The sequence below is a fragment of the Thermoactinospora rubra genome, from assembly GCF_002093975.1.
GTDB lineage: Bacteria > Actinomycetota > Actinomycetes > Streptosporangiales > Streptosporangiaceae > Nonomuraea > Nonomuraea rubra_A.
Window position 1 is genome coordinate 182,131 of record NZ_KZ084326.1, and the last position, 24,345, is coordinate 206,475.

19 protein-coding genes are annotated in these 24,345 nt (G+C 70.8%); 11 read left to right on the forward strand and 8 right to left on the reverse strand.

Annotation, left to right across the window (positions count from 1 at the left end; translation table 11 throughout):
• The first annotated feature begins 17 nt into the window (after positions 1 to 17).
• From BSB02_RS05185 to BSB02_RS05220, 8 genes are all read left to right on the forward strand, one after another.
• Positions 18 to 2,726: a conjugal transfer protein gene (locus BSB02_RS05185; RefSeq protein WP_084957322.1), complete on the forward strand. Its 2,709-nt coding sequence runs from the start codon at positions 18 to 20 to the stop codon at positions 2,724 to 2,726.
• Entirely contained in the window at positions 2,727 to 5,201 is a 2,475-nt protein-coding gene (locus BSB02_RS05190) for an ATP-binding protein (protein WP_084957324.1), read from the forward strand. It begins immediately after the preceding gene.
• Complete coding sequence (locus BSB02_RS05195) at positions 5,198 to 7,465, forward strand: type IV secretion system protein (RefSeq protein ID WP_084957326.1); 2,268 nt, start codon at positions 5,198 to 5,200, stop codon at positions 7,463 to 7,465. The genes BSB02_RS05190 and BSB02_RS05195 overlap by 4 nt, the downstream gene beginning before the upstream one ends.
• Positions 7,466 to 7,468: 3 nt before the next feature.
• Positions 7,469 to 8,092 carry a hypothetical protein gene (locus BSB02_RS05200; protein WP_084957328.1) on the forward strand — a complete coding sequence of 208 codons (624 nt, stop codon included), beginning with the start codon at positions 7,469 to 7,471 and terminating at the stop codon, positions 8,090 to 8,092.
• On the forward strand, positions 8,089 to 9,180 hold the full coding sequence (locus tag BSB02_RS05205) for a C40 family peptidase (protein WP_240506195.1): 1,092 nt from the start codon (positions 8,089 to 8,091) through the stop codon (positions 9,178 to 9,180). Before BSB02_RS05200 ends, BSB02_RS05205 begins: the two co-directional genes overlap by 4 nt.
• 4 nt (positions 9,181 to 9,184) lie before the next feature.
• Positions 9,185 to 9,574 carry a (deoxy)nucleoside triphosphate pyrophosphohydrolase gene (locus tag BSB02_RS05210; RefSeq protein WP_084957330.1) on the forward strand — a complete coding sequence of 130 codons (390 nt, stop codon included), beginning with the start codon at positions 9,185 to 9,187 and terminating at the stop codon, positions 9,572 to 9,574.
• A gap of 57 nt (positions 9,575 to 9,631) precedes the next feature.
• Positions 9,632 to 10,111: a hypothetical protein gene (locus BSB02_RS05215; RefSeq protein ID WP_143590252.1), complete on the forward strand. Its 480-nt coding sequence runs from the start codon at positions 9,632 to 9,634 to the stop codon at positions 10,109 to 10,111.
• Positions 10,112 to 10,183: 72 nt separating this feature from the next.
• A complete protein-coding gene (locus BSB02_RS05220; protein ID WP_143590254.1) occupies positions 10,184 to 11,341 on the forward strand; it encodes a hypothetical protein in 1,158 nt (385 codons plus the stop codon).
• Between the two features lie 66 nt (positions 11,342 to 11,407).
• Here the strand turns inward: BSB02_RS05220 and BSB02_RS05225 are convergent, their stop codons facing one another.
• From BSB02_RS05225 to BSB02_RS05255, 7 genes are all read right to left on the reverse strand, one after another.
• Positions 11,408 to 12,160, reverse strand: a complete 753-nt coding sequence (locus BSB02_RS05225) for a succinate dehydrogenase/fumarate reductase iron-sulfur subunit (RefSeq protein WP_084957336.1) — start codon at positions 12,158 to 12,160, stop codon at positions 11,408 to 11,410.
• Positions 12,157 to 14,025, reverse strand: coding sequence for a fumarate reductase/succinate dehydrogenase flavoprotein subunit (locus tag BSB02_RS05230; RefSeq protein ID WP_084957338.1), 1,869 nt, complete (start codon positions 14,023 to 14,025; stop codon positions 12,157 to 12,159). The genes BSB02_RS05225 and BSB02_RS05230 overlap by 4 nt, the downstream gene beginning before the upstream one ends.
• 14 nt (positions 14,026 to 14,039) lie before the next feature.
• Positions 14,040 to 14,825 carry a hypothetical protein gene (locus tag BSB02_RS05235; RefSeq protein WP_084957340.1) on the reverse strand — a complete coding sequence of 262 codons (786 nt, stop codon included), beginning with the start codon at positions 14,823 to 14,825 and terminating at the stop codon, positions 14,040 to 14,042.
• Positions 14,826 to 14,929: 104 nt separating this feature from the next.
• The gene (locus BSB02_RS05240; RefSeq protein ID WP_084957344.1) at positions 14,930 to 15,391 is read right to left on the reverse strand and encodes a response regulator; all 462 of its coding nucleotides are present in this window, start codon (positions 15,389 to 15,391) and stop codon (positions 14,930 to 14,932) included.
• Positions 15,361 to 16,836, reverse strand: a complete 1,476-nt coding sequence (locus BSB02_RS05245; protein WP_084957346.1) for a sensor histidine kinase — start codon at positions 16,834 to 16,836, stop codon at positions 15,361 to 15,363. The genes BSB02_RS05240 and BSB02_RS05245 overlap by 31 nt, the downstream gene beginning before the upstream one ends.
• A gap of 3 nt (positions 16,837 to 16,839) precedes the next feature.
• Positions 16,840 to 17,985 carry a PP2C family protein-serine/threonine phosphatase gene (locus BSB02_RS05250; RefSeq protein WP_084957347.1) on the reverse strand — a complete coding sequence of 382 codons (1,146 nt, stop codon included), beginning with the start codon at positions 17,983 to 17,985 and terminating at the stop codon, positions 16,840 to 16,842.
• Positions 17,986 to 18,043: 58 nt separating this feature from the next.
• The gene (locus BSB02_RS05255) at positions 18,044 to 18,973 is read right to left on the reverse strand and encodes a LysR family transcriptional regulator (protein ID WP_084957349.1); all 930 of its coding nucleotides are present in this window, start codon (positions 18,971 to 18,973) and stop codon (positions 18,044 to 18,046) included.
• A gap of 133 nt (positions 18,974 to 19,106) precedes the next feature.
• Between BSB02_RS05255 and BSB02_RS05260 the strand changes: the two genes are divergently transcribed.
• From BSB02_RS05260 to BSB02_RS05270, 3 genes are all read left to right on the forward strand, one after another.
• Positions 19,107 to 19,868, forward strand: coding sequence for a succinate dehydrogenase cytochrome b subunit (locus BSB02_RS05260; protein ID WP_084957352.1), 762 nt, complete (start codon positions 19,107 to 19,109; stop codon positions 19,866 to 19,868).
• A gap of 253 nt (positions 19,869 to 20,121) precedes the next feature.
• A complete protein-coding gene (locus BSB02_RS05265) occupies positions 20,122 to 22,047 on the forward strand; it encodes a fumarate reductase/succinate dehydrogenase flavoprotein subunit (protein WP_420855830.1) in 1,926 nt (641 codons plus the stop codon).
• Positions 22,044 to 22,784 (forward strand): succinate dehydrogenase/fumarate reductase iron-sulfur subunit, encoded by a 741-nt coding sequence (locus tag BSB02_RS05270; RefSeq protein WP_084957356.1) that lies wholly within the window; start codon positions 22,044 to 22,046, stop codon positions 22,782 to 22,784. The genes BSB02_RS05265 and BSB02_RS05270 overlap by 4 nt, the downstream gene beginning before the upstream one ends.
• A 133-nt stretch (positions 22,785 to 22,917) precedes the next feature.
• Here BSB02_RS05270 and BSB02_RS05275 read toward each other — a convergent pair whose 3' ends face one another.
• Positions 22,918 to 24,300 (reverse strand): ATP-binding protein, encoded by a 1,383-nt coding sequence (locus tag BSB02_RS05275; RefSeq protein ID WP_084957358.1) that lies wholly within the window; start codon positions 24,298 to 24,300, stop codon positions 22,918 to 22,920.
• Between the last annotated feature and the right edge of the window lie 45 nt (positions 24,301 to 24,345).

Genomic DNA, 24,345 nt, shown 5'->3' on the forward strand with positions numbered 1-24,345 from the left:
GTGGAGAGGAGGAGCGCGTGGATCTGCCCACGTATACCAATATCTGGCGCATCGAGAAGCGGCTCTACAAGCTGTACGACCTACGGCTGCCGATGCCGCTCCCGATCGTCTGGATCGGCGTGTTCGTGGGCGTGCTGGCTCCCTGGTCGTTCCTGCTCTGGCTGGTGGGGATCGACTTCGAGGCCCCCTGGCACGTGCTCTACCTCGTGCCGCCCGGCATCGTCACCTGGCTGTCCACCCGGCCGGTCATCGAGGGCAAGCGGCTGACCGAGCTGCTGCAGTCGCAGCTGCGCTACATCGGCGAGCCGCGTGTGTGGTGCCGTCTCGCGCCGTCCGCCGAGCCGGAGACCATCACGTTCACCGCGCGCGTGTGGCGCGCCCTGCCGCCCAAGCCGTCGCGCAAGGCGCTCAGGGCCGAGCGTGCCGCCCAGGCGGTCAAGCCGCGGGAGTCGGGGGAGAGCCGGGAGACGCGCAAGGCTCGCGAGGCGCGCAAGGCACGCGAGGTGCGTCCCGCCGTGGCCGCCGCGGCCGCGGCCGTCGCGCAGGCCCCCGTCACGTCGGGGACGGTCCGGCCCGCCTCGGGTTCCCGCCGTGGCGTGCCGCCCGCGCTGGGGGTGCCGGTGGTGGAGCAGGTCGCGGTACGGCCGGCGAACGGTTCGGCGTCCGAGCGGCCCTCCGGCGAGGCGGCGCGGCCTGAGACCTCCGGGAATGAGACACCGCGCAGCGACGCGGCACGCCCCGACGCCGCCCAGACGAAGCCGGCGGCCGGTCGCCCCTCGACTCACGAAACGCCCGTCGCGAAGCCGATCGACACGGAGGCGCTGCGCAGGTTGCGCAAGCTGGCGGCCAGCGCCCAGGTGGAGCCGTCGCGTCCGGAGCCGCCTCCGGCCGCCGCCCGCTCGGACGCGGAGGACCAGGCCAGGCTCCAGCACCGCCGGGGCCAGCCGCCCCGCCAGGTGCCGTCCGTCCGCCCGGTGCAGGCCCAGCCGGTCTGGCCGTCGCAGGAAAAGCCGGTCACCCGCCCGCTCACGCAACACGCCCCCGGCGACGTTCGCCCCCTCCGCGCCGTCCCCGACGCGCCCCCACCCGCAGCCGAGACCCAGCCACCGGCCACCCCGGATGCGGCTCCCGCACCGCAGCCGTCCGCCTCGGCCGGCACCGCGCAGGACCACACGGCGGAGGAGCGTGCGCCGGACCTCGCGCAGGAGCGCGTGGCGCACGGTGCTCCCGAGCACGTGGCGGAGGCCGCGGAGCGGCACGCGCCGGGCACTGCGCAGAGCGCCGCAGAGCGTGCGGAGGAGCCCGCGCCGGGCGTTGCCCAGGAGGCGTCGGACGCCGACCATGAACGCCTGGCGACGGCGGCGGAGCCCGGCACGCCGGTGGCTCAGCGCGGCGAAGCCGCGGGTCCGATGGTCCAGCGGGCCGAGGCGGCGGCTTGGGTGGCTCAGCCCGCCGAGGCGGCTTCGGTGTCCGCGCGTCCGCCGGTGGCCGAAGGCTCCGAAGCGAACGCCGCCAAGGCGGGGGAGACGAGCGGCGCCGGCGAGGATGCGGAGCACGGAGGGACGGAAGGTCCCGTCACGGAGCTGAAGGCGCCGCGGGACGAAGCCACGGCAGCAGCCCGTGCAGGAGCCCCCGCAGGCGAGAGCGCCGCGGAGGCCGACCAGCCCGCGCCCGCGCCCGCGCCTCAGGCCGACCGGCCCGCGCCCGTCCCCGCCCCCCAGGCCGATCGGCGCCCGCCCGTTCCCGGGCCCCGGGCCGGGGAGCCGAAGGTGCGCCGGGTCGAGTCGGTCGTCGGACGCGACACCTCGGGCGGATGGCGGCGGATCGCCCAGGTCGTCGTCGGCAACACCAACGTGCGAGGCGACGGTTCGGAGATCGACGAGGCACGCACGAGAGCGGTCTTCTCCGGCAGCCGCCGCATCGTGGTGCTGGGCTGCACCGGCGGCGCCGGCCAGAGCACGACCGCGCTCATGCTCGGCCACACCCTGGCCGCCCATCGCGACGACCGCGTCCTGGCCGTGGACGCGAGCACCGGCGGCCAGACGCTGACCAGCCGCATCCAGGCCGAGTCCCCCGAGACGCTCACCTCGCTGCTGTCCGGCCTGGACGGCGTCACCGGCTACCTGACGATGCGCGCCTACACCACCCGCACCCCCTCCGGCCTGGAGGTGGTCTCCGCCGACTCCGACGCCGGGGCCGAGCAGCGCCTGGCCGACCGCACCCTGCTGTCGGACCACCGCCTCGGCCGCCTCATGGGCCTGCTCGACAGGCACTACAAGCTGACGGTCGTCGATCCCGCCCCGGCGCTGGCCGCGCGTGTCCTGCCGTACGCCGACCAGCTGGTCCTGGTGGTCCCGGCCAGCGAGGACGGCGCTGAGGCGGTGGGGATGACCTACGACTGGCTCGACGGGCACGGCTGCGCGGACCTGCGCAGGCGCGCGGTCATGGTGGTCAACGGGGTGAGCCGGCGCACCATGGACGACGTCGAGCAGGCCGAGGCGGTGGCCCGCGGCAGGTGCAGGGCCATCGTGCGGGTGCCGTGGGAGGACGAGCTGGCCGCCGGCGGCGAGCCGGTCGAGCCGGAGCGTTTGCGCACGGCGGGGCGCAGGGCCTACCTGGCCCTCGCCGGGGTCGTGGTCGCGGGTTTCGCCGCGGCGCAGACACCACCATCGAGCGAGAGGGAGCTGGCAGGTGACCCCCCGGGGACGAGAATCGGTGAGCGCTAGGTGAGCAGGGCGTCCAAGGCGCACAGCCGCCTGGCTGTCCGCTACTTCGACGACCGCGTCCTGCTCACCGACAGCTGCGCGTGGGCCTACTTCCGGCTGCCGACGGTGAGCTACGAGTTCGTCACGCCGGAGGAGCGGGAGGCGCTGGCGACCAACGTCACGATCGCGCTGGCGGCGATCAGGATGCCGGACGCGGAGGTGCACCTGCGGGTTGCGCACCGCGCCTATCCGGCGGCGGAGTGGGCGCTCGCGCTGGACAAGACCTCCGACGGCGGGCCCGGCTGGCGCGAGTACCTGGAGGAGATGTACGGCCACGTCTGGGCCAAGGACTTCTGGACCAAGGAGGTCTACCTGGGCGTACGGCTGGGCCCCCGGGGCCGCCAGCTCGGCCAGGGCGTGCTGTCGCAGCTGTTCGGCTTCTACCAGCGCAGCGAGAAGGCGCTGGGCCTGGAGGACGACCACGTCCCGGACAGCGAGATCGCCCGCTGGACCGAGCAGGCCGAACGGCTGGGCAGGGCGCTGGCCTCCAGTGCCCTGTACGCGCGGCACGCGACCTCCACTGAGGTTGCGTGGCTGTTCCAGCACGCGGCGGCCGGGTCGATCGGCGATCCGCCGCCGAGCGCGAGCCCGCGGCGGCGCTGGGGCAGGGGCGAGATCGAGACGCTGGTGGAGGGCCAGATCCACAACGGCAGGTCGCTGCTGCGCCTGGTGCAGCCGCAGGGCGAGTCCTATGTCGCCTACCTGTCCTTCGCCCGCTTCCCCGACTTCATGCCGTTCCCCGACGGCGAGCCGTGGCTGCACTTCGCCGACCAGCTGCCGTTCCCTGTGGAGATCTCCTCGCGGATGCGGCTGATCCCGCCGGTCAAGGCGTCCAGGGACGTGGCGCGCAAGCTGGCGCACGCCCGCGACATGGACGCCCACATCCGGGAGGCCGGGGCGGAGGCGCCGATCGCGCTGGCCGAGCAGATCGACGCCGCGCGCATGCTGGAGCACGGCATCACCAAGGAGCGCCTGCCGTTCGTGTACGGCTGGCACCGTCTGATCGTGTCGGCCCCCACCGAGGCGTTGTGCGTGCAGCGGGTCGAGGCCGTCGTCGAGCACTACCGGGACATGCGCATCGACGTGGTGAACTCCACGGGCGACCAGTTCTCGCTGTTCCGCGAGTCGCTGCCGGGCGAGAAGGTGACGGTCAACGCCTACGCCCAGCGCCAGCCGCTGCGCACGATCGCGGGCGGCATGGCCACCGCGACCGTGGAGCTGGGGGACAGGATCGACGAGGGCGGGCAGGGCTGGCTGGGGCCGTACATCGGGGAGACCATCGGCCGGGCGCGCAGCATCGTCCACTTCGACCCGCTGGTGGCGGCCACCCGCAACCGGCCCACGGCCATCGCGGTCACCGGCGAGCCGGGTGGCGGCAAGACCACGCTCGCGCTGCTGATGATCTACCAGATGGCGTTGCGGGGCGTCACGGTCGCCGTGATCGACCCCAAGGGCGACGCCGAATCACTGGTCCAGCTGCTGCAGAAGCGGGGGCGCAAGGCGCGGGTCATCCCGCTGGGCTCGGCCGCGCCCGGCCTGCTGGACCCGTTCTCCTTCGGCGACGACATCGCGGCGAAGAAGACCATGGCCACCGAGACGCTGCGGCTGCTGCTGCCCCGCATGTCGGAGGAGCGCGAGTCGGCGATGATCCAGGCGGTGGCGGCGGTGGCCAACGGCCCCGACCCGAGCCTGGGCAAGGTCGTGGACTACCTGGAGCAGGCCGACGACGCCGCGTCCAAGAACCTGGGCGCGGTGCTGCGCTCGATGTCGGAGATGCACCTGGCCAGGCTGTGCTTCGACCCCTCGGGCGGCGAGCAGATCGACACCGAGGGCTGGACCACGGTCTTCACCCTGGCCGGGTTGACGCTGCCGGACGTGGCCACGGGCCGCGACGACTACTCCTACGAGCAGCGGCTCAGCGTGGCCCTGCTGTACCTGGTCTCGCAGTTCGCGCGCCGCCTGATGAACGGCCTGGACCGCCGCGCGCCCAAGGCGATCTTCCTGGACGAGGCGTGGGCGATCACCTCCACCCCGGAGGGGGCCAAGCTGGTGCCCGAGGTCAGCCGCATGGGCCGCTCACGCAACACGGCCCTGGTGCTGGTGTCGCAGAACGCCGGCGACCTGCTCAACGAGCAGGTGACCAACTGCCTGTCGTCGGTGTTCGCCTTCCGCTCCACCGAGCGGACCGAGGTCGACCACGTCATGTCGCTGCTCGGCGTGGACCCCTCGGAGGAGCACAAGGCGGTCCTGCGCTCGCTGGGCAACGGCGAATGCGTTTTCCGCGATCTGGATGGCAGAGCCGGGCGGATCGCGGTAGACCTGATCTCCGAAGAACTGCTCCGCTGGCTCGACACGAACCCTACGCACGACAAACCCAAGGACAACGGGCATGATCTTCAAGGGGGAGTGGGCAGAGCGCAGGAGGTGCGGTCATGAGACGACGCAGGGGTGTGTCCCTGACCAGACGACGCCGGGTCGGGACCTTGGCGCTGCTCCTGCTTCTCGGCTTCCTCTTCTTGCCGGGGTCGGCGGCGGCCGACGGCCCGTGCGACCTGTCGCCCGACCTCACGCCCGAGGTGGTGGGCTCCAGCGTCGACGGGCTGCTCCAGCCGCCCGCGGCCGAGGGCGCCGCGCCCGCGGCGACCACGCACTACGCGCGGTTCGGCATGGCCGGGCAGTTCTGGCACACCCACGAGCTGGGCTGTTCCGACATCGCCGCCGTCTTCGGCAACTCGTGGGCCAACACGATCTTCCTGTGGGCCAAGTCCATCGACAAGCTGACGATCAGCACCTACCAGGCCGCCGCCAGCGAGGGGCCGCTCCAGTCGATCAAGGACGTGGTCGACGAGATCGTCACGAACCTGTCCAAGGCGCTGTACTGGCCCTACCTCACGCCGATCATCCTGCTCGGCGCGATCTGGCTGGCGTGGTACGGCCTGCTGCGCAAACGCGCCTCCATGAGCGTCGAGGGCGTGATCTGGATGGTGGTCGCCGTGACGGCGGCCACCTGGTTCTTCGCCCGGCCGCAGGACTTCACGGGGCTCGGCAAGCTCGTCACGGACAAGACCGGCGAGGTGGTCAACTCGGCCTTCGCCGGGCTGCCCGGCGCGCAGGGCACCTCCTGCTTCCCGCAGGACACCGCCGCCAAGGGCTTCGGCCGCACCGGCACGGCGGGCGTCGAGCAGAACGCCGACGCCCTGTGGGCCACGCTGGTGTGCAAGCCGTGGCTCATGGGCCAGTTCGGCACCTCCGACACCAACGCGCCGGTCGTGCGCGACTTCGGCCTGCGGCTGCTGGAGATCCAGTCCATCGAGGCCGCCGAGCTCAGCCAGAGAACCCCCGACAGCGCGGCCTACCAGGCGCAGTACGAGGAGATCGTCAACCCGCTGAAGGGCGACCCGCGCTACGCGATCGTCCAGGGCAAAGACTGGACCAACCGGCTGGGCGTGGCGATCGGCGCGCTGCTGGCCGCCCTGGTGGCCGGACTGCTGATCTTCCTGGTCGCGGTGTCGCTGCTGGTGCTCAAGGTCGGCTTCCTGCTGCTGCTCATCCTCGGCCCGGTGTTCCTGCTGATCGGCGTGCATCCGGGCAGCGGCCGGATCATCGCGATGCGCTGGGTCGAGATGCTCATCGGCACGCTGCTGCGGCAGGCGGTGCTGGCGCTGGTGCTCAGCGTCCTGGTGTACGGCTACGCGCTCATCATGTCCACCGGGATGTCCTGGGGCCTGCAGATCCTGTTCATGGCGCTGCTGACCATCGCCGTGTTCTTCTACCGCAGGCCGTTCCAGCACCTGTTCGCCTCCATGAGCGGGCACACGATCACCACGCGGATGCTGGGCGAGGCGGCCAGCTCCCCGATCCTCGAGCGCTCGGCGGTGGCCCTGCCGCCGGTCGCGACGGCCCGCGTGGGCCGGTGGGGGCTGCGCAAGGCCGAACCGCTCCTGGCCGCGGCCGCCGCGGGGGGCACCGCGGGAGCGGCCGCCGCGGCGGCCACCGCGGCCCAGGGACGCGCCCGCGCCGAGGAGGGCGGGGCCACGACATCGGCGGGCACGCGGGTGCCCGCCGCCGCCGCGCCGCTGGCCGGCGAGCAGCAGGGCAAGGCCGGCGCCCGCCCGGCCGCCGCCACCCGCACCGGCTCGGCGCCGCCGCTCAACCTCGGCGGCTCCTCCGCGCGCCAGGCTGGCGCCCGCGGAGGCTCCCGCCCGTCCGGTGCGGCGGGCTCCACCGGCGGGTCCGGCTCGAGTACGGCGGGCGGCTCGACCGGCTCGCGCCCGTCGAGGGGCGGCAGCCTGTTCGGCGGATCGGGGTCGGCAGGGTCGGCAGGGTCGGCAGGGTCGTCCGGGTCGTCCGGGTCGTCCGGGTCGTCGAGCGGGTCGCGGGGCAGCGGCTGGTTCGGCGGGCGGTCCGGGGGCGGCTGGGCGTCCTCCAGGACGGGCGGCGGTCGCTCGTCCGGCGGGAGCAACGGGGGATCGTCCTCCTCTCGTGGAAGCGGCGCGGGCTCGTCGTCCTCGCGCGGCTCCGGAGGCTCGGGCCTGTTCGGCGGGGGCGGGAGCCGTACCGGACGGCCGGCGGAGGTGCCGCGGGCACGCGACGCCGAGCCGCCGCCGCTGTGGCTGCCCAGCCGCGACGGCGAGGGCCGGGGCGGTGAAGGGCCGCCCGTGCCGTTCTGGCTCAAGCCCAGCAAGCCCGACAAGGACTGACACATGACCAGCGGCAAGCGCGTCATCGCCTTCGCGGCCGTGGTGGTGGCCGTGGTGGCACTGAGCGTCTACCTCACCTTCTTCCAGGAGGGCGACGCGGCCGAGCCGGTCGCGAGCCGTCCCAGCGCGACCGTCACGGCGGCCGGCCAGGCCCCCGCCTCGCCGCTGGCCACGGCCACCGGCGAGCCGTTCGACATCTACTCCTACCTGCCGGTCACCAAGGAGCAGCTGGCGGCGGCGGCCGACCTGGCCGAGCGGTTCACCGCCACCTACGGCACCTTCCGCTACGACGAGGACCCCGCCGCCTACGCGGCGCGGGTGAAGGTGTTCACCACCGGCGGCCTGGGTGAGGTGCTGACCCGGTCGCTGACCTCGGCGGGCACCGTCGAGCGCAACCGCGCCGACCAGGTGGTCTCCACCGGCACCGCACGGCTGAAGGAGATCAGGGAGGTCGGCGCCACCTCGGTGGTGTTCGTCATCACCGGCACGCAGGAGCTGACGACCAAGAACGGCAAGGACACCGTGACGGCCGACTACGCGGTGACCGTGACCCGGGTGGGCTCGGACTGGCGGGTGTACGACCTGCAGCCGGCCGGCGAGGGCCAGGAGGGAGACCCCCAAGGGTGAACTCCCCCTCCTCCCACTCCCGCCTGCTGCTGGCGCTCGGCGCCGCCGCGCTCGTCCTCGTCACGATGATCATGTCTCCCATGCTGATGACCTCCGTGCCGTCCTTCCTCGGCGGCGGCACCGTGGACTGCATGGAGGACGGCACGCCCGTGGAGGAGGTCTCCGACACGGCCGCCTCCGACATCCCCGCCGACTACCTGGAGCTGTACAAGAAGCACGGCAAGAAGGTCGGCGTGCAGTGGAACGTGCTGGCCGCCGTGGGCAAGCGCGAGACCGACCACGGCCGCTCGACCCTGCCCGGCGTCAAGAGCGGCACCAACTACGCGGGCGCGGCCGGGCCCATGCAGTTCCTCATCGGCACGTGGGGCGGCAAGGCGCGGATCAGCATGGACGAGGAGTTCAACGGCTACGCCTCCGACGGCGACGGCGACGGCATCGGCGACGTCTACAACCCGGCCGACGCCATCCTGGGCGCCGCCAAGATGCTCAGGCGCAACGGCGCCCCCGAGGACGTCCGCCGCGCCCTGTTCGTCTACAACCGCGCCTGGTGGTACGTCGACCAGGTGATGGAGATCGCCCGGGGCTACGCCAGGAGCGGCGAGGTGGGGCTGCCGCCCGAGGCCGAGCCGGCCTGCGACGAGCCGCTGGTGGCGGCCGCCCCGAGCGACGTCGTGCGCGGCATCCTGGCCTACGCGCTGGCCCAGCGCGGCAAGCCGTACCTGTGGGGCGGCACGGGCCCGGACGCCTTCGACTGCTCGGGCATCGTGTACATGGCCTACCGGAGCGTGGGGCTGAGCATCCCGCGCACCACGTTCGGGCAGTGGCCGTTCGGCGTGCGGGTCGAGCCGGGGCAGGAGCAGCCGGGTGACCTGGTGTTCTTCAACGCCGGGCCCGGCACCAGGCCCGGCAGTCCCGGCCACGTCGGGCTCGTGGTCGCCAAGGGCAAGATGGTCGAGGCGCGCTGCCGGCTGTGTGGGCCCATCAAGGTGACCCGGTACGACGACCGGCCCAGCCTGGTCGGCTTCACCCGGCCGCTGCAGAATCCGGACGTGCTGGCGCAGCTGAGGAAGCTGCGCAATACGCTGTGACCCCGTGACCGTCGTTGTCGTCGCCGCCGCCATCTGCTCCGGCGGGAGGGTCCTGGCCGCACAGCGGGGCGACCCGCCCGCGCTCGCCGGGGGTTGGGAGTTCCCCGGCGGCAAGGTGGACCCCGGGGAGAGCGAGGCCGAGGCGCTGGTCCGCGAGTGCCGCGAGGAGCTCGGCGTGGAGATCTCGGTGGGCCGCCGGGTGGGCGGCGACTGGCCGCTCGCGCCCGGCTACGTCATGCGGGTCTTCCTCGCCACGCTCGTCGAGGGGGCGCCGCAGCCGAAGGAGCACCTGGCGCTGCGCTGGCTGGCGCCGGAGGAGTACTTCTCCGTGCCGTGGCTGGAGGCGGACCTCCCGGTGATGAAGGCGGTCGCCGATGTGCTCGCCCGGGATTAGGTTTGTTACTCTAAGTGACACAATCATTGCCTGGAGTGATGTGTCGAGGAGAGTGCCGTGACGAACCGAGGGATGTGGCTGCGGTGCGCGGTCGTCGCGGGGGTGCTGGCTTCGGCCACGGTGGGTGTGGCGGGCGGCGCGTCCGCCGACGACGCCGATCGCTGTCCCGGCGACGACCCGCGGGCGGATGTGCGGCTGGACGGCGAACGGCGGCCGGTCGGAACGCGCCCCCAAGCTCCGCCGGTCGCGACCGGCGCTCTTCCCGCCCAGGCGGCCACGCTGTCCCTGACGGTCCCGTTGCCCCCGACCGTGGCGCCCAGGCCGGCCTTCAGGCCCGCCGGCGCGCCGCTGCCGCGGGAGCTCGTCGCCTCCCGCCGGGAGGACCCGGAATCGGCCGCCTCGCCGGCCACCCCGCCGGCCGTGCTGCGCGACCTGCCGCTCGCCGCCGCCGGAATCGCCATTCTCCTGACTGCCCTGTCCGCGATTTCCTCGGCACAACGTGGGAAAATGCGGCGCCGTATGCGGCCTGTGCCATGACGCCGACTTTACTGTTACTTTTACCCGGCTAGTATTCCAATGCTGAGGCATCGGAACTGCGAAGGGGCGCAGGTGAAGTCCAGGCGACTGACGGCCGCATCGGCGGTGCTGCTGTCCATCGGCTTAAGCGGCGGTGCCGTGCTACTGGCCTCGCCGCTGGTCACGCAGGGCGCCAACGCGGCCGTGCTCGTCCTCGACCCCGGTTTCGAGGAGCCCTGCGACGCCGGCGGCGTCTGCGAGCCCTCGACGCCCGAGGTCACCGTCACGGTCACCACGACCCTGCCGACTCCGACCCCGACGGAGCAGCCGGAGACCACGATCACCAAGACGGTGACGCCCAAGCCGAGCAAGAAGTCGACTCCCAAGCCCGCCCCCACCACGCAGGCGCCCCCGACGCCCACCCCGCAGCCGGTCCAGTCCTCGCCCCAGCAGCTGCCCACCGCCCCGCCGATCGTCGCCACCCAGACGCCCACCCCCGAACCCTCCGTCAGCCTGCCCGTCGTGGCCGGCCAGGAGAGCTCGCCGCCGGCCACCGCGCCGGCCTCGGATACCGGCGAGTCCTCGGCGCTGGAGGTCCGCGCCGCCACGCCCGAGCGCGACCTGCGCGGCTTCACCAACCGGCTGGCCATCCCGGCGCTCATCCTGGTGCTGCTGGCGCTGTTCGCGGTGCTCGTCTTCGAGGGGCGGCTGCGCAGGATGGCGCACGCGGCAGCCGTACGGAAGGCCGGGCCGCAGCGCCCGCCCACGGACCCGCACGGCTACCCGGCCGGGCCCGGCGCCGCCGGTCCGTTCCCCGGCTACCCGGGTGGTACGGCTTACGCGCCCATCATCAGCTTCGTGCCGGTGCAGACCTACCCGAGCGGGCCCGTCCAGTACGCCCCGGCCTACCACGACCCCGCGATGTACGGCCAGGCGGCCCCGCCGTACCAGGAGCCGCCCGCCTACGAGCCGCCCGCCTACGAGCCGCCCGCGCAGGACCCGGTGGTCGTGCAGCCGGAGGCGGTCAAGGAGTACCGCGAGCCGTTCGAGCCGGTCAAGGAGTACCGTGACCCGTTCGAGCCGGTCATCCCGCCGAGCGAGGCTCCGCCCGCCGACATCCCGCCCGGCGGCGACGCGCCCTACCGCGAGCCGCACGCCCCGGCCTTCGACGCCGAGCACGGCGACCCGGACCCGTGGGAGGGCCGGACGGTGGAGGAGCCGCGGCCGGGGTTCCTCCGCGACGACCGCTGAACCGCCGCTGACGAACGAAGAGGGGGCGCCGCCCGTAAGGGTGGCGCCCCCTCTTCGTTCACGGTGTCACTTCGGGCGGCGGAAGATCTTGTTGCCCAGCCACACCAGCGGGTCGTACTTGCGGTCGACCACGCGCTCCTTCATGGGAATGAGCGCGTTGTCGGTGATCTTGATGTGCTCGGGGCAGACCTCGGTGCAGCATTTGGTGATGTTGCAGTAGCCGAGGCCGTGCTCCTTCTGCGCGGCCTCCTGCCGGTCGGCCACGTCGTAGGGATGCATGTCCAGCTCCGCGATCCGCATGAGGAAGCGCGGCCCGGCGAAGGCGGGCTTGTTCTCCTCGTGGTCGCGGATGACGTGGCAGACGTTGTTGCACATGAAGCACTCGATGCACTTGCGGAACTCCTGCGAGCGCTCCACGTCCACCTGCTGCATGCGGTACTCGCCCGGCCGCACCCCGGCGGGCGGGGTGAACGACGGGATCTCCCGGGCCTTGGCGTAGTTGAAGGACACGTCGCAGACCAGGTCCTTGATGACCGGGAAGGTCCGCATCGGGGTGACCGTGATGACCTCGTCCTGCGCGAAGGTGGACATGCGGGTCATGCAGCCCAGGCGCGGCTTGCCGTTGATCTCCATCGAGCAGGAGCCGCACTTGCCCGCCTTGCAGTTCCACCGGACCGCCAGGTCGGGGGCCTGGGTGGCCTGGAGCCGGTGGAGGATGTCGAGGACGACCTCGCCCTCGTTGACCTCGACGGTGAAGTCCTCGAGCCTGCCTTCGCCGCCCTCACCGCGCCAGACGCGGAACTTCGCCTTGTAGCTCATGCGCTCAACTCCTCGTCGGTGAGGTACTTCTTGAGCTCGCTCAGCTCGAAGAGCTCGAACAGGTCCTTGCGCATCGGGGGCTGGAGCTGCTCCTCCACCCTGATCGACGAGCCGTCCTCGGTGGAGCACACCAGCAGCTTGCGCCGCCACTGGGGGTCCATGGAGGGGTAGTCGTCGCGGGTGTGGCCGCCGCGGCTCTCCTCGCGCATGAGCGCCGCCCTGGCCACGCACTCCGACACCAGCAGCATGTTGCGCAGGTCCAGGCACAGGTGCCAGCCGGGGTTGTAGATGCGCCCCCCAGCCGCGCCGACCAGCTTGACGCGCTCCTTGAGCTTCTCGATGACCTGCAGGGCCTCCTGGATCTCCTCGGCCTTGCGGATGATGCCGACCAGGTCGTTCATCGACCTCTGGAGCTCCTGGTGGACCTCGTACGGGTTCTCGCCCGTCCGCTCCAGCGGCGCCAGCGCCTCGGTCCTGGCCGCCGCCACGTCCGCCTCGTCGACCTTGGGCCGCGCGGCCAGGCCGTTGACGTACTCCACGGCCCCCAGGCCCGCCCGGCGGCCGAAGACCAGCAGGTCGGACAGGGAGTTGCCGCCCAGCCGGTTGGAGCCGTGCATGCCGCCGGACACCTCGCCGGCCGCGAACAGGCCGGGGACGGCCGCCGCGCCGGTGTCGGCGTCGACCTCCACGCCGCCCATGATGTAGTGGCAGGTCGGGCCGACCTGCATGGGCTCGGTGGTGATGTCGACGTCGGCCAGCTCCTTGAACTGGTGGTACATGGACGGCAGGCGCCGCCTGATCTCCTCGGCGGACAGCCGGGTGGACACGTCCAGGTAGACGCCGCCCTGGGGGGAGCCGCGACCGGCCTTGACCTCGGCGTTGATCGCCCGGGCCACCTCGTCACGCGGCAGCAGCTCCGGCGGGCGCCGGTTGTTGGCCTGGTCGGTGTACCAGCGGTCGGCCTCCTCCTCGGTGGTGGCGTACTTGTCCTTGAACACCTCGGGGATGTAGTTGAACATGAAGCGCTCGCCGAGCGAGTTGCGCAGCACGCCGCCGTCGCCGCGGACGGACTCGGTGACCAGGATGCCGCGCACCGAGGGCGGCCAGACCATCCCCGTGGGGTGGAACTGGATGAACTCCATGTTGATCAGCTTGGCCCCGGCCAGCAGCGCCAGGGCGTGGCCGTCGCCGGTGTACTCCCAGGAGTTCGACGTCACCGTGTAGGACTTGCCGATGCCGCCGGTGGCCAGCACGACCGCCGGGGCGTCGAAGACGACGAAGGACCCGGACTCGCGCCAGTAGCCGAACGCGCCCGCGATCCGGTCCCCGTCCTTCAGCAGGCGGGTCACCGTACATTCGGCGAAGACCTTGATGTAGGCCTCGTAGTCGCCGTGCTTGTCGTAGTCCTCCTGCTGGAGGGCCACCACGCGCTGCTGGAGGGTGCGGATCAGCTCCAGGCCGGTGCGGTCGCCGACGTGCGCCAGGCGGGGGTACTCGTGGCCGCCGAAGTTGCGCTGGCTGATCTTGCCGTCCTTGGTGCGGTCGAACAGCGCGCCCCACGCCTCCAGCTCGTAGATGCGGTCGGGCGCCTCCTTGGCGTGCAGCTCGGCCATGCGCCAGTTGTTGAGGAACTTGCCGCCGCGCATGGTGTCGCGGAAGTGGACTTGCCAGTTGTCGCTGGGGTTGACGTTGCCCATGGCCGCCGCCGCGCCGCCCTCGGCCATGACGGTGTGGGCCTTGCCGAACAGCGACTTGCACACGATCGCCGTCCGCTTGCCCTGCTGCCGCGCCTCGATCGCCGCCCGGAGCCCTGCCCCGCCGGCGCCGATCACCACGACATCGTATTCGTGACGCTCGATTTCCACTGTTGTTCAGATCCTTAAGCCCACGGGAAGTTGATGACACCCTTGGCGACGAGCCGTACGTAGAAGTCGGCGCCCATCACGGTGAACATCGAGATCAGCGCCAGCTCCTGGTGCTTGGCGTTGAGCTTGGACACCACCGTCCACAGCTTGTAGCGCAGCGGGTGCTTGGAGAAGTGGTTCAGCCGCCCCGCGGTGATGTGGCGGCAGGAGTGGCACGAGGCCGTGTACAGGTTGATCCAGACGGCGTTGAACAGCAGGATCCACGTCCCCAGGCCGATCGGCTTGTGGACGAGCGCCACGACGGCTTCGTAGGCCAGGATCAGGCCGACCACGATCGCCGCGTAGAAGAAGTAGCGGTGGACGTTCTGCAGGATCAGCGGGAAGCGGCTCTCGCCGGTGTACTTCTTGTGCGGCTCGTTCACCGCGCACGCGGGCGGCGACAGCCAGAACCCGCGGTAGTAGGCCTTGCGGTAGTAGTAGCAGGTGAAGCGGAAGCCGGCGGGGAAGGCCAGGATCACCAGAGCCGGCGGAAGGGTGTACCAGTCGCCCAAGGGGGTGAACCCGAACAGCGTCGCCCCCTCCGGGCAGGACGTCGCCAGGCAGGGGGCGGAGAACGGCGCCAGATAGGGCTCGGCCCAGTAGCTTCCGTCGAAGATCGCCCAGAAGCTGTAGACGAGGAAGCCGGTGAAGATGATGAAGGTGACGAGCGGGTAACGCCACCATTGGTCCGTCCTCAGCGTCCGTTCGCTGATCTTCGCCCGCTGTTTCCTGGCCGCTGGCTCGGCCGTGGTCTGGGACATTGATACCTCTTCACTTACGCGGTGGGGGATACGTTACGACGCCTCCCACCGATGGTGTGAGGAGGGTCACTCCTTACCGCTTGTGATTCGTATCACGTATCACGTCAGCCGGAGCTGCGGGGGAGCTTCACCACCGTCACAAAGAAGTCGTCGATCTGCCGCACTACCCGAATGAACTGGTCGAAATCCACGGGCTTGGCGACGTAGGCGTTGGCGTGCAGCCGGTAGCTGCGCAGGATGTCCTCCTCGGCCTCCGACGTCGTCAGCACGACGACCGGGATGCTGCGCAGGTCGGGGTCGGCCTTGACGTCGGCCAGCACCTCCCGGCCGTCCTTGCGCGGCAGGTTGAGGTCGAGCAGGATCATGTCGGGCCGCGGCGCGTCGGCGTACTCGCCCTCCCTGCGCAGGAACGCCATGGCCTGCTCGCCGTCGTTGACGACGTGCAGCCGGTTCTTGACCTTGTTGAGCTCGAAGGCCTCACGGGTCAGCAGCACGTCGCCGGGGTCGTCCTCGACCAGGAGGACCTCGATCTCGCTCAGGTGCTTGTTGCTCCCGGCAGCGTCCATCGGATCGTCGTGCCCTTTCCCTCGCGTTCGGCGGTGTCCACCCATATCCGGCCACCGTGGTATTCGACAATCTTCCTACACAGCGCAAGGCCGATGCCCGTGCCGGGGTAGGCGTCGCGGGCGTGCAGCCGCTGGAAGATCAGGAAGATCCGCTCGACGTACTTCTCCTCGATGCCGATGCCGTTGTCGGCGCAGGCGAACTCCCACATGCCGTCGTCGAGCGGCTTGGCGGAGATGTGCACGACCGGCGGCTCGTCGCTGCGGAACTTCAGCGCGTTGCCCACGAGGTTCTGGAACAGCTGCGTGAGCTGGGAGCGGTTGCCGACGACCTCGGGCAGGTCGTCGTGGGTGACGGTGCCGCCGGTCTCCTCGATCTGCGCCTCCAGGTTGCGCAGCGCCGCCTCTAGCGGGATCTCGCTGTCGATGGGCGCCTTCTCCCCGCCGATCCGGCCGACGCGGGAGAAGTCGAGCAGGTCGTTGATGAGCAGCTGCATCCGCTTGGCGCCGTCGACCGCGAAGGCGATGTACTGCTTGGCCCGCTCGTCGAGCTGGTCGCCGTAGCGCTGCTCCAGCATCTGGGTGAAGCTGGCCACCTTGCGCAGCGGCTCCTGCAGGTCGTGGCTGGCCACGTAGGCGAACTGCTCCAGCTCGCTGTTGGAGCGCCGCAGCTCGGCGGCCTGCTCCTCCGACAGCTGCCACTGCCGGATGATCTCGCGGCGCATGCCGTCGATGTGGCCGGCCAGCTTGGCCAGCTCGGCGGGCCGGTCCACGTGGATCTCGCGCTCGAAGTCGCCCTTGGTGACCTCGTCCACCTGGTGGGCCAGGTCGGTGACCGGCCGCAGCAGCACGTGGCGCACGATGACCGACAGCAGGACCAGCAGCCCGAGCACCACGGCCAGCAGCACCCCCAGCGCCAGGTACAGGTCCGTCGTCCGCTCGTCGACGGTGGCGGTGGCCTGGGCGTGGCGCCGCTCCAGCGCCGTGCGCTCCTGCTCGACCAGGGCGCGCACCTCGCCGAAGCGGGTGGCGCCGACCTCGCCGAGCTCCGTCGTGAGAGGCGTGCCCGCGGCGACCTGGTCGGCGTAGTCGCGCCGCCAGGCGTCGATGGTCCCGGTGATGGTGTCCAGGCGGGGCCCGTCGTCGGGGAGCAGGCTCCTGAGCTCGGCGAGGGCCCGCCGCTCGTCGGCGGCCGCCTGCCGGTAGGCCTGGAGGTAGCGCGGGTCCTTGGTCAGGCCGTAGCTGCGGATCGAGCCTTCCTGGCCGGCCAGGGCGAGCGTGAGGTCCAGCGTCTTCATCGCCGCCGGGTCGATGACGAGGATGATGCGGTCGCGCGCCTCCCTCAGCTGGACCAGCGAGTTCGCCATGACGGCGCCCCCGGCGACCAGCACCAGGGCCCCGATCACGGCCGAGAACAGGAACCAGCGCCCGATGGGCATCGCGCGCATCGGTCAGGCCTTCCTGGACACCAGCACGGCCGCCAGGTCGTCACGGATCCCGGCGAAGCCCTCGATGATCCGGTCGAGGTCGATCCGGCCGTGCTCGTGGATGATGCCGAGCAGTCCCTCGGTGCCGAGCAGGTCGGTGCCCTCGCCGACGGTCGCCTCGATGAGGCCGTCGGTGTAGATGAGCAGCGACCACTCCTCGCCGAGCGGTACGTCGATCGGCGTCCACTCGATGTCGGGGAAGATGCCGAGCGGCGGCCCGGAGGGGGAGTCGGGCACGGTCATGACCTCCTGGCCGTCCTGGTGGCCGCGCAGCACGATGGGCGGCGGATGGCCCACCACATACAGCCGCGCGTGGTCCAGCCCGGGGGAGATGGTCGCCGTGCACAGCGTCGTGAAGATCTCGGGCGACTTGCGCTCCTGCCGCAGCAGGGCGTCCATGATCTGCAGCATGGTGTCGCCGGACTGCCCGGCCATCACCAGCGTGCGCCAGGCGATGCGCAGGGACACGCCGAGCGCGGCCTCGTCCGGGCCGTGCCCGCACACGTCGCCCACGATCATGTGGATCGCGCCGTCGGGGGTCTCGAACGTGTCGTAGAAGTCGCCCGCCAGCAGCGTGCGCTCGCGGCCGGGCAGGTAGCGGGCGGTGTGCTCGAGCGCGTCGGTGCGCAGGATCGGGGTGGGCAGCAGGCCGCGCTCCAGGCGGGCGTTCTCCTTGGCGGTCAGCTCGGCCTGCACCAGCCGGCGCTGGGCCAGGTCGGCGCGCTTGCGCTCCATGGAGTAGCGGACCGCCCTGGCCAGCAGCCGGGCGTCGACGTCCTGCTTGACGAGATAGTCCTGTGCGCCCGCCTGGACCGCCGCGACCCCCACGTGCACGTCGCGCAGCCCGGTCAGCACCAGCACGGCGGCGTGCGGGGCCATGGCCAGCACCTGCTCCAGCGCCTCCAGGCCCTGCGCGTCGGGCAGGGACAGGTCGACCAGGACGCAGTGGACGGTCTCGTCCAGCCTGCCCCGGCTCTCCGCGATGCTGCGCACCCAGATGACCTTCGGCGGCACCTCGGCCTGCGCGAGCAGCTCCTCGACGAGGAAGGCGTCGCCCGGGTCGTCCTCGATGAGCAGCAGGGTCAGCGGCACGTCAAGCGTCTGGGTCACAGAGCCCTCCTGGCGCCCTCACACCGCTCGATCACAGGAACTCCTTCATGGTCGTCGTTCATTGTCCGATGCGCTCGAGTCCTTGTGGAAGGGTTCCTTCTCGGTCGGCCTCGGCGAGGAAGGACATCAGCGTGTCGCGGAAGGCGTGCGCCGCCCGGGTAGGCTCCACGTCCTTGCGACGGGCCACGGCAATGGTACGGCGCAGCCCAGGAGGGGCGAGCGGCGTTCCCGCCAGTCCGGGGCGTCCGTCGAGCACCATCGAGGGCACGACGGCCATGCCCAGGCCCGACTCCACGAACCGCAGCACCGCGTCCATCTCCCCGCCCTCGACGGCGTAGCGGGGCTCGAACCCGGCCTGGCGGCACGCGCTCAGCGTGGCTTCCCGCAGGTCGTAGCCGTGCCGGAACATCACCAGCGGCCGGCCGCGCAGCTCCTCGATCCTCAGGTACGGCTTGCGCGGCGCGTTGCGCGACGCGGTGGCCACCACCAGGTTCTCCCGCAGGATCTCCTCGGTCACCAGGGCGGGGTCGTCGCTCTGCAGCGGCAGGATGATGAGCGCCAGGTCCAGCTGGCCCCGGGCGAGCGTGCGGACCAGGTCGCGCGAGCCGCCCTCCTCCACCAGCAGCTCGATGCCGGGATAGGCGTGGTGGAAGCGCGCCAGCGCGTCGCCGAGGAGCCCCGAGCACACCGAGGGGGTGGCGCCCAGCCGTACCCGGCCCCGGCGCAGGCCGGCGAGCTCGGCCACCTCGCGGCGGGCGGTGTCGGCGTCGGCGAGCATGCGCCGGGCCAGCGGCAGCAGCGCCTCGCCGGCGGGGGTGAGGGTGACGTTGCCCCGGGCGCGGGAGAACAGCGGGGCGCCCAGATCGCTCTCCAGCGCCTTGATCTGCTTGCTCAGGGACGGCTGGGCCACCCGCATGCGCTCGGCCGCCTGGGTGAAATGCCGGGTCTCCGCCACTGCGACGAAGTAGGCGAGCTGGTGCAGCTGCATGTGAGATTTGTCGCATTCGCCGGGCAGGAATCGGGCGCCTGCCGTACGAAACAAGCATCATAGCCTACGGCTATCGAAATCAGATCAGTGATGACTTGGACGGATCACCCCTGCATATCTAACGTCCGAAGATGTGACAGCGACGATCGAGCGTGGCACCGCCACGGCGCCGGTGCCCAGCACCACAGCCGCGCCCCCCGCGCCCAAGCCGCGCAAGCGGCCCTCCGGCTTCCTCGGTTCCTCGACCGGCAAGAAGGTCGTCATGGCCGTCACCGGTGCGATCATGGTGGGCTTCCTGGTCCTGCACATGCTCGGGAACCTCAAGATCTTCTTCGGCAAGGACTCCTTCAACGAGTACGCCCACGCGCTGCGTACGCTGGCCGAGCCGCTCCTGCCGTACCGGACCGTCCTGACCGTCCTCGAAGTCATCCTCGTGGCCAGCGTCGTCCTGCACATGTGGGCGGCCGTCTCGCTGGCACGGCGGGCGCGCCGGGCCAGGCCCGTCAAGTACGTGGCCAAGAAGTCGCAGGCCGGCGGCTACGTCGCGCACATCATGCGCTGGGGCGGCGTGACGATCGCGCTGTTCGTCGTCTGGCACCTGCTCGACCTGACCTTCGGCGTGGTCAACCCCAAAGGCTACGACTCGGCCCCGGCCGACCGCATGATCGCCGGCTTCCAGCCCGGCCGCTGGTGGGTCACGCTGTTCTACCTGGTCGCCGTCGTCATGGTCGGCCTGCACCTGCGGCACGGCGTCTGGAGCGCCCTGCAGACCCTCGGCTGGGCCCGCGGCGGGCGGCGCAGGATGCTCCAGGTTCTCGCCGGCGCCCTCGCGGCCGTCCTCGTCCTCGGCTTCCTCGCGCCGCCGCTCGCCATCACGATGGGATTCAAGGGTTGACATCCTCCCGACGGACGAACCCGTGGGATTCCAACCCTCGCGGGTTGGACCTTCCTGCTTCGCCGGCGATCGCCCTTCGGAGAGGAAGCCTCTCCTCCGGGTCTTACATCGCCTCCACAGGCGTTTCACCTCTCCGCCTGCCCAGCGGCGAGGGTCGTGCCGGTGAGAGCTTGGTTATCACTCTCGGTAGAGAAGTTATCGCACACCGTTTCTCGCCGTCCGGCGTTTCCGTCTCCTGCCTCAAGGAATCTCAATGAACTACGTCGAAGGCCCGGAGATCCGGGACACCAAGGCGCCCTCCGGCCCCATCGAGGAACGCTGGGACAAGCGGAAGTTCCAGGCCAGGCTCGTCAACCCGGCCAACAGGCGCAAGCTCCACATCATCGTCGTCGGCACCGGCCTGGCGGGCGGGTCGGCCGCGGCGACCCTCGGCGAGCTGGGCTACAACGTCAAGTCCTTCTGCTACCAGGACTCGCCCCGGCGGGCCCACTCCATCGCCGCGCAGGGCGGCATCAACGCCGCCAAGAACTACCGCGGCGACGGCGACTCCATCTACCGCCTGTTCTACGACACCGTGAAGGGCGGCGACTTCCGCGCCCGGGAGTCCAACGTCTACCGCCTGGCCCAGGTGTCGGTGAACATCATCGACCAGGCCGTCGCGCAGGGCGTGCCGTTCGCCCGCGAGTACGGCGGGCTGCTCGACACGCGCTCCTTCGGCGGCGCCCAGGTCTCCCGCACCTTCTACGCCCGCGGCCAGACGGGCCAGCAGCTGCTGCTGGGCGCCTACCAGGCCCTCGAACGGCAGATCGCGGCCGGGACCGTGCAGATGTTCGCCCGCCACGAGATGCTCGACCTGATCGTCTCCGGCGGCCGGGCGCGCGGCATCATCGTGCGCGACATGGTCACCGGCGAGATCGAGCGGCACTTCGCGGACGCCGTCGTGCTGGCGACCGGCGGCTACGGCAACGTCTTCTACCTGTCCACCAACGCCAAGGGCTGCAACACCACGGCGATCTGGCGGGCACACGAGCGCGGCGCCTACTTCGCCAACCCCTGCTACACGCAGATCCACCCGACCTGCATCCCGGTCTCCGGGGAGTACCAGTCGAAGCTGACGCTGATGTCGGAGTCGCTGCGCAACGACGGGCGGGTGTGGGTGCCGCTGCGCAAGGGCGACAACCGCGCTCCCGGCGACATCCCGGAGGAGGAGCGCGACTACTACCTGGAGCGCATCTACCCGTCCTTCGGCAACCTCGTCCCCCGGGACATCGCCTCGCGGGCGGCCAAGAACGTCTGCGATGAGGGCCGCGGCGTGGGCCCCGGCGGGCTGGGCGTCTACCTCGACTTCTCCGACGCCATCCGGCGGCTGGGCCGCGAGGCGGTGGAGAAGAAGTACGGCAACCTCTTCGAGATGTACGAGCGCATCACCGGCGAGAACCCGTATGAGGTGCCGATGCGCATCTACCCGGCCGTCCACTACACGATGGGCGGGCTGTGGGTGGACTACGACCTGCAGTCCACCATCCCCGGGCTGTTCGTCATCGGCGAGGCCAACTTCTCCGACCACGGCGCCAACCGGCTCGGCGCCTCGGCCCTCATGCAGGGCCTGGCCGACGGGTACTTCATCCTCCCGACCACCATCGGCGACTACCTGGCCGACGGGCCCTTCGGCGAGGTCGACGAGGCCGCGGTCGAGGAGGCCGAGACCAAGGTCCGCACCAGGATCGACCGGCTGATGTCCGTCAACGGCTCCCGCACGCCCGACTCCTTCCACCGCGAGCTCGGCAGGATCATGTGGGACTACTGCGGCATGGAGCGCACCGAGGAGTCGCTGCGCAAGGCCCTGGACCTCATCCCGTCGCTGCGGGAGGAGTTCTGGCGCGACGTGAAGGTCACCGGCACCGCCGAGGAGCTCAACCAGGTGCTGGAGAAGGCCGGGCGCGTCGCCGACTTCTTCGACCTGGCCGAGCTGATGTGCCTGGACGCCCTGCACCGCACCGAGTCCTGCGGCGGCCACTTCCGCGCCGAGTCGCAGGACGCCGACGGCGAGGCGCTGCGCGACGACGAGAACTTCGCCTACGTGGCCGCCTGGGAGTACTCCCCGGACGGGACGCCCATCCTGCACAAGGAGCCGCTCGAGTACGAGTACGTCAAGATGACCCAGCGGAGCTACAAGTGAATCTCACCCTCAAGGTCTGGCGGCAGAAGGGCCCGGAGGACCCCGGCCGGATGGTCACCTACCAGGTCAAGGACGTCTCACCCGACATGTCCTTCCTGGAGATGCTGGACGTGCTCAACGAGCGGCTCATCCTCGAGGGCGAGGACCCCATCGCCTTCGACCACGACTGCCGCGAGGGCATCTGCGGCATGTGCGGCATGGTCATCAACGGCGTTCCGCACGGCGAGCAGAAGGCCACCACGACCTGCCAGCTCCACATGCGGCACTTCGAGGACGGCGCGACGATCACCATCGAGCCGTGGCGCGCGGCGCCGTTCCCGGTGATCAAGGACCTGGTCGTCGACCGCTCCGCCTTCGACCGCATCATCCAGGCCGGCGGGTTCATCTCGGTCCCGGCCGGGTCGGCGCCGGACGCGCACAGCATCCCGGTGCGCAAGGAGGACGCGGACGCCGCCTTCGACGCGGCCACGTGCATCGGCTGCGGCGCCTGCGTGGCGGCCTGCCCGAACGGCTCGGCGTCGCTGTTCGTCGCGGCGAAGATCACGCACCTGTCGCTGCTGCCGCAGGGCCAGCCCGAGCGCCTGTCGCGGGCCAAGGCGATGGTCGAGCAGATGGACGCCGAGGGCTTCGGCGGGTGCACGAACACCGGCGAGTGCACGGCCGTGTGCCCCAAGGGGATCCCCCTGGACACCATCGCCCGGATGAACGCCGACTACCTCAAGGCCAACGCCAAGTAGTTCCCCAGTGGGTACGGGAGGGGAGTGAGGCAGCCCGTCCCGTACCCGCCTGGCTTCGCACCCCATGGATGAAAAGATTCACTGACGCTGAGCGGATATTCTGCGCAGGTTGTTCGTTGTGCCGGACTGGGTGTTACGGCGTGAAGATGTCGGCGGCGGTGACGGTGAGGAGACCGGGCGGCGCGTCGGTGACCTCGGAGCGGGCGCAGATCGCGTAGCGCAGGGTTTCCGGCTCGGCGACGAGATTGGCGGCCTTGCGCAAGAGGCGAGGCAGAATTCGTGTGGCCGAGACTGTTCGTGCCCACTTGGCTTCCCCCACGAGCACCGGCTCTCTGGCCCTGCCACGCAACACCAGGGCGTCGATCTGGTCTTGGCCGTCGCTGCGCCACCAGGGGCCGACGGCGACCACCTGGGGGTCGAGCTCCGCGGCGCGACGACGGAGATGGTCACGGAACGCCTCCTCATAAGGACCACCCATGTGATCGTCCAACCCTTCAAGCAGCACCGGGAGGATCGTCTCCCCGAGGCCGAGCTCGATCTTCGATCTGTCTCGTAGCAACGGCCCGAGATAGAAGCTCAGAAAGTTGTCCGCTATCCGGTAGATCTTGCGCTTGGACCGCTTCTCGTCCTCAGTCACCGGGATGAGGCGTTCCACCAGCCGTAGTTCGATGAGGCGCTCCAGCGTCCGGCTGGGGTCTGTCGCGACCATGTCGGCGATCTCGTGAAAGCGAGTCTTTCCCATGGCGATGGCGTCCAACACCGCCGCTGCCTGGTGACTCGATCCCGGTTCCGTGGCCAGGATGAGCTTGCCTTCGTTGTACAACGGTGCCATCGGGCCCACCATCAACGCCATGAGGTTGTCCCTGATTGACCGCTCCTGGTTCCACATGGACAGATACAGCGGCACACCGCCGACGATCCCGTAAACCACGGCTCGGTCCTCTGGGGAGAGCGCGGGAAGCATCTCGGCGGCCTCGTGGGGTCGGAACGGGTGCAACTGGATCACGAGGTCGAACCGGCCGTAGAGGGGCGCGCGGTACTCCTGCATTTCCCACATGGCGCGCACAGAGGATCCGCTCAGGAGAATCCGCAGCTTGGTCCGGCCGTGGAGGCGGTCAAGCAGCGCCCGCAGGACGCCGGGCAGATCAGGCGAGGTGGCGACCGTCTCGGGAAACTCGTCGAGAACCAGCAGCAACGGTTCGCGCTCGGCCTGGGCGGCGAGATGTTCGAAGGCGTCGATCCAGTCCCGGTAAGGGTTGTCGACGAGCGAGCGCAGGCCCGTCGGGAGGACCTCGGCCGCTTGTTTGGAGAGCTGGAGAAGTTCGGCGGCGGGCGTGCTCCCCGCGCCGATGTGGAAGATCGCCCGGCGGTTCTCGGCGAACTTCCTGATCAAGGCGGTCTTACCGACGCGGCGTCGTCCCCAGATCAACCCCAGCCGGGGGTACGGCTGCGCCCACCACTGCTCCAAGGCTTCCAGCTCGCGTCGACGGTTCACGAACCACGGCTGACGTGTCATGGGGGTAAACCTACGTCATCAGTAGGCTACGTATAGCGTTGCCGA

Bases quoted from the DNA above. Each gene is read 5' to 3' on its own strand.
- BSB02_RS05245 (WP_084957346.1), bottom strand. From the start codon at position 16,836: ATGCGCGCGATGCCCATCGGGCGCTGGTTCCTGTTCTCGGCCGTGATC.
- BSB02_RS05275 (WP_084957358.1), bottom strand. From the start codon at position 24,300: ATGACACGTCAGCCGTGGTTCGTGAACCGTCGACGCGAGCTGGAAGCC.
- BSB02_RS05200 (WP_084957328.1), top strand. From the start codon at position 7,469: ATGACCAGCGGCAAGCGCGTCATCGCCTTCGCGGCCGTGGTGGTGGCC.
- BSB02_RS05195 (WP_084957326.1), top strand. From the start codon at position 5,198: ATGAGACGACGCAGGGGTGTGTCCCTGACCAGACGACGCCGGGTCGGG.
- BSB02_RS05255 (WP_084957349.1), bottom strand. From the start codon at position 18,973: ATGCAGCTGCACCAGCTCGCCTACTTCGTCGCAGTGGCGGAGACCCGG.
- BSB02_RS05225 (WP_084957336.1), bottom strand. From the start codon at position 12,160: ATGAGCTACAAGGCGAAGTTCCGCGTCTGGCGCGGTGAGGGCGGCGAA.
- BSB02_RS05265 (WP_420855830.1), top strand. From the start codon at position 20,122: ATGAACTACGTCGAAGGCCCGGAGATCCGGGACACCAAGGCGCCCTCC.
- BSB02_RS05240 (WP_084957344.1), bottom strand. From the start codon at position 15,391: ATGGACGCTGCCGGGAGCAACAAGCACCTGAGCGAGATCGAGGTCCTC.
- BSB02_RS05235 (WP_084957340.1), bottom strand. From the start codon at position 14,825: ATGTCCCAGACCACGGCCGAGCCAGCGGCCAGGAAACAGCGGGCGAAG.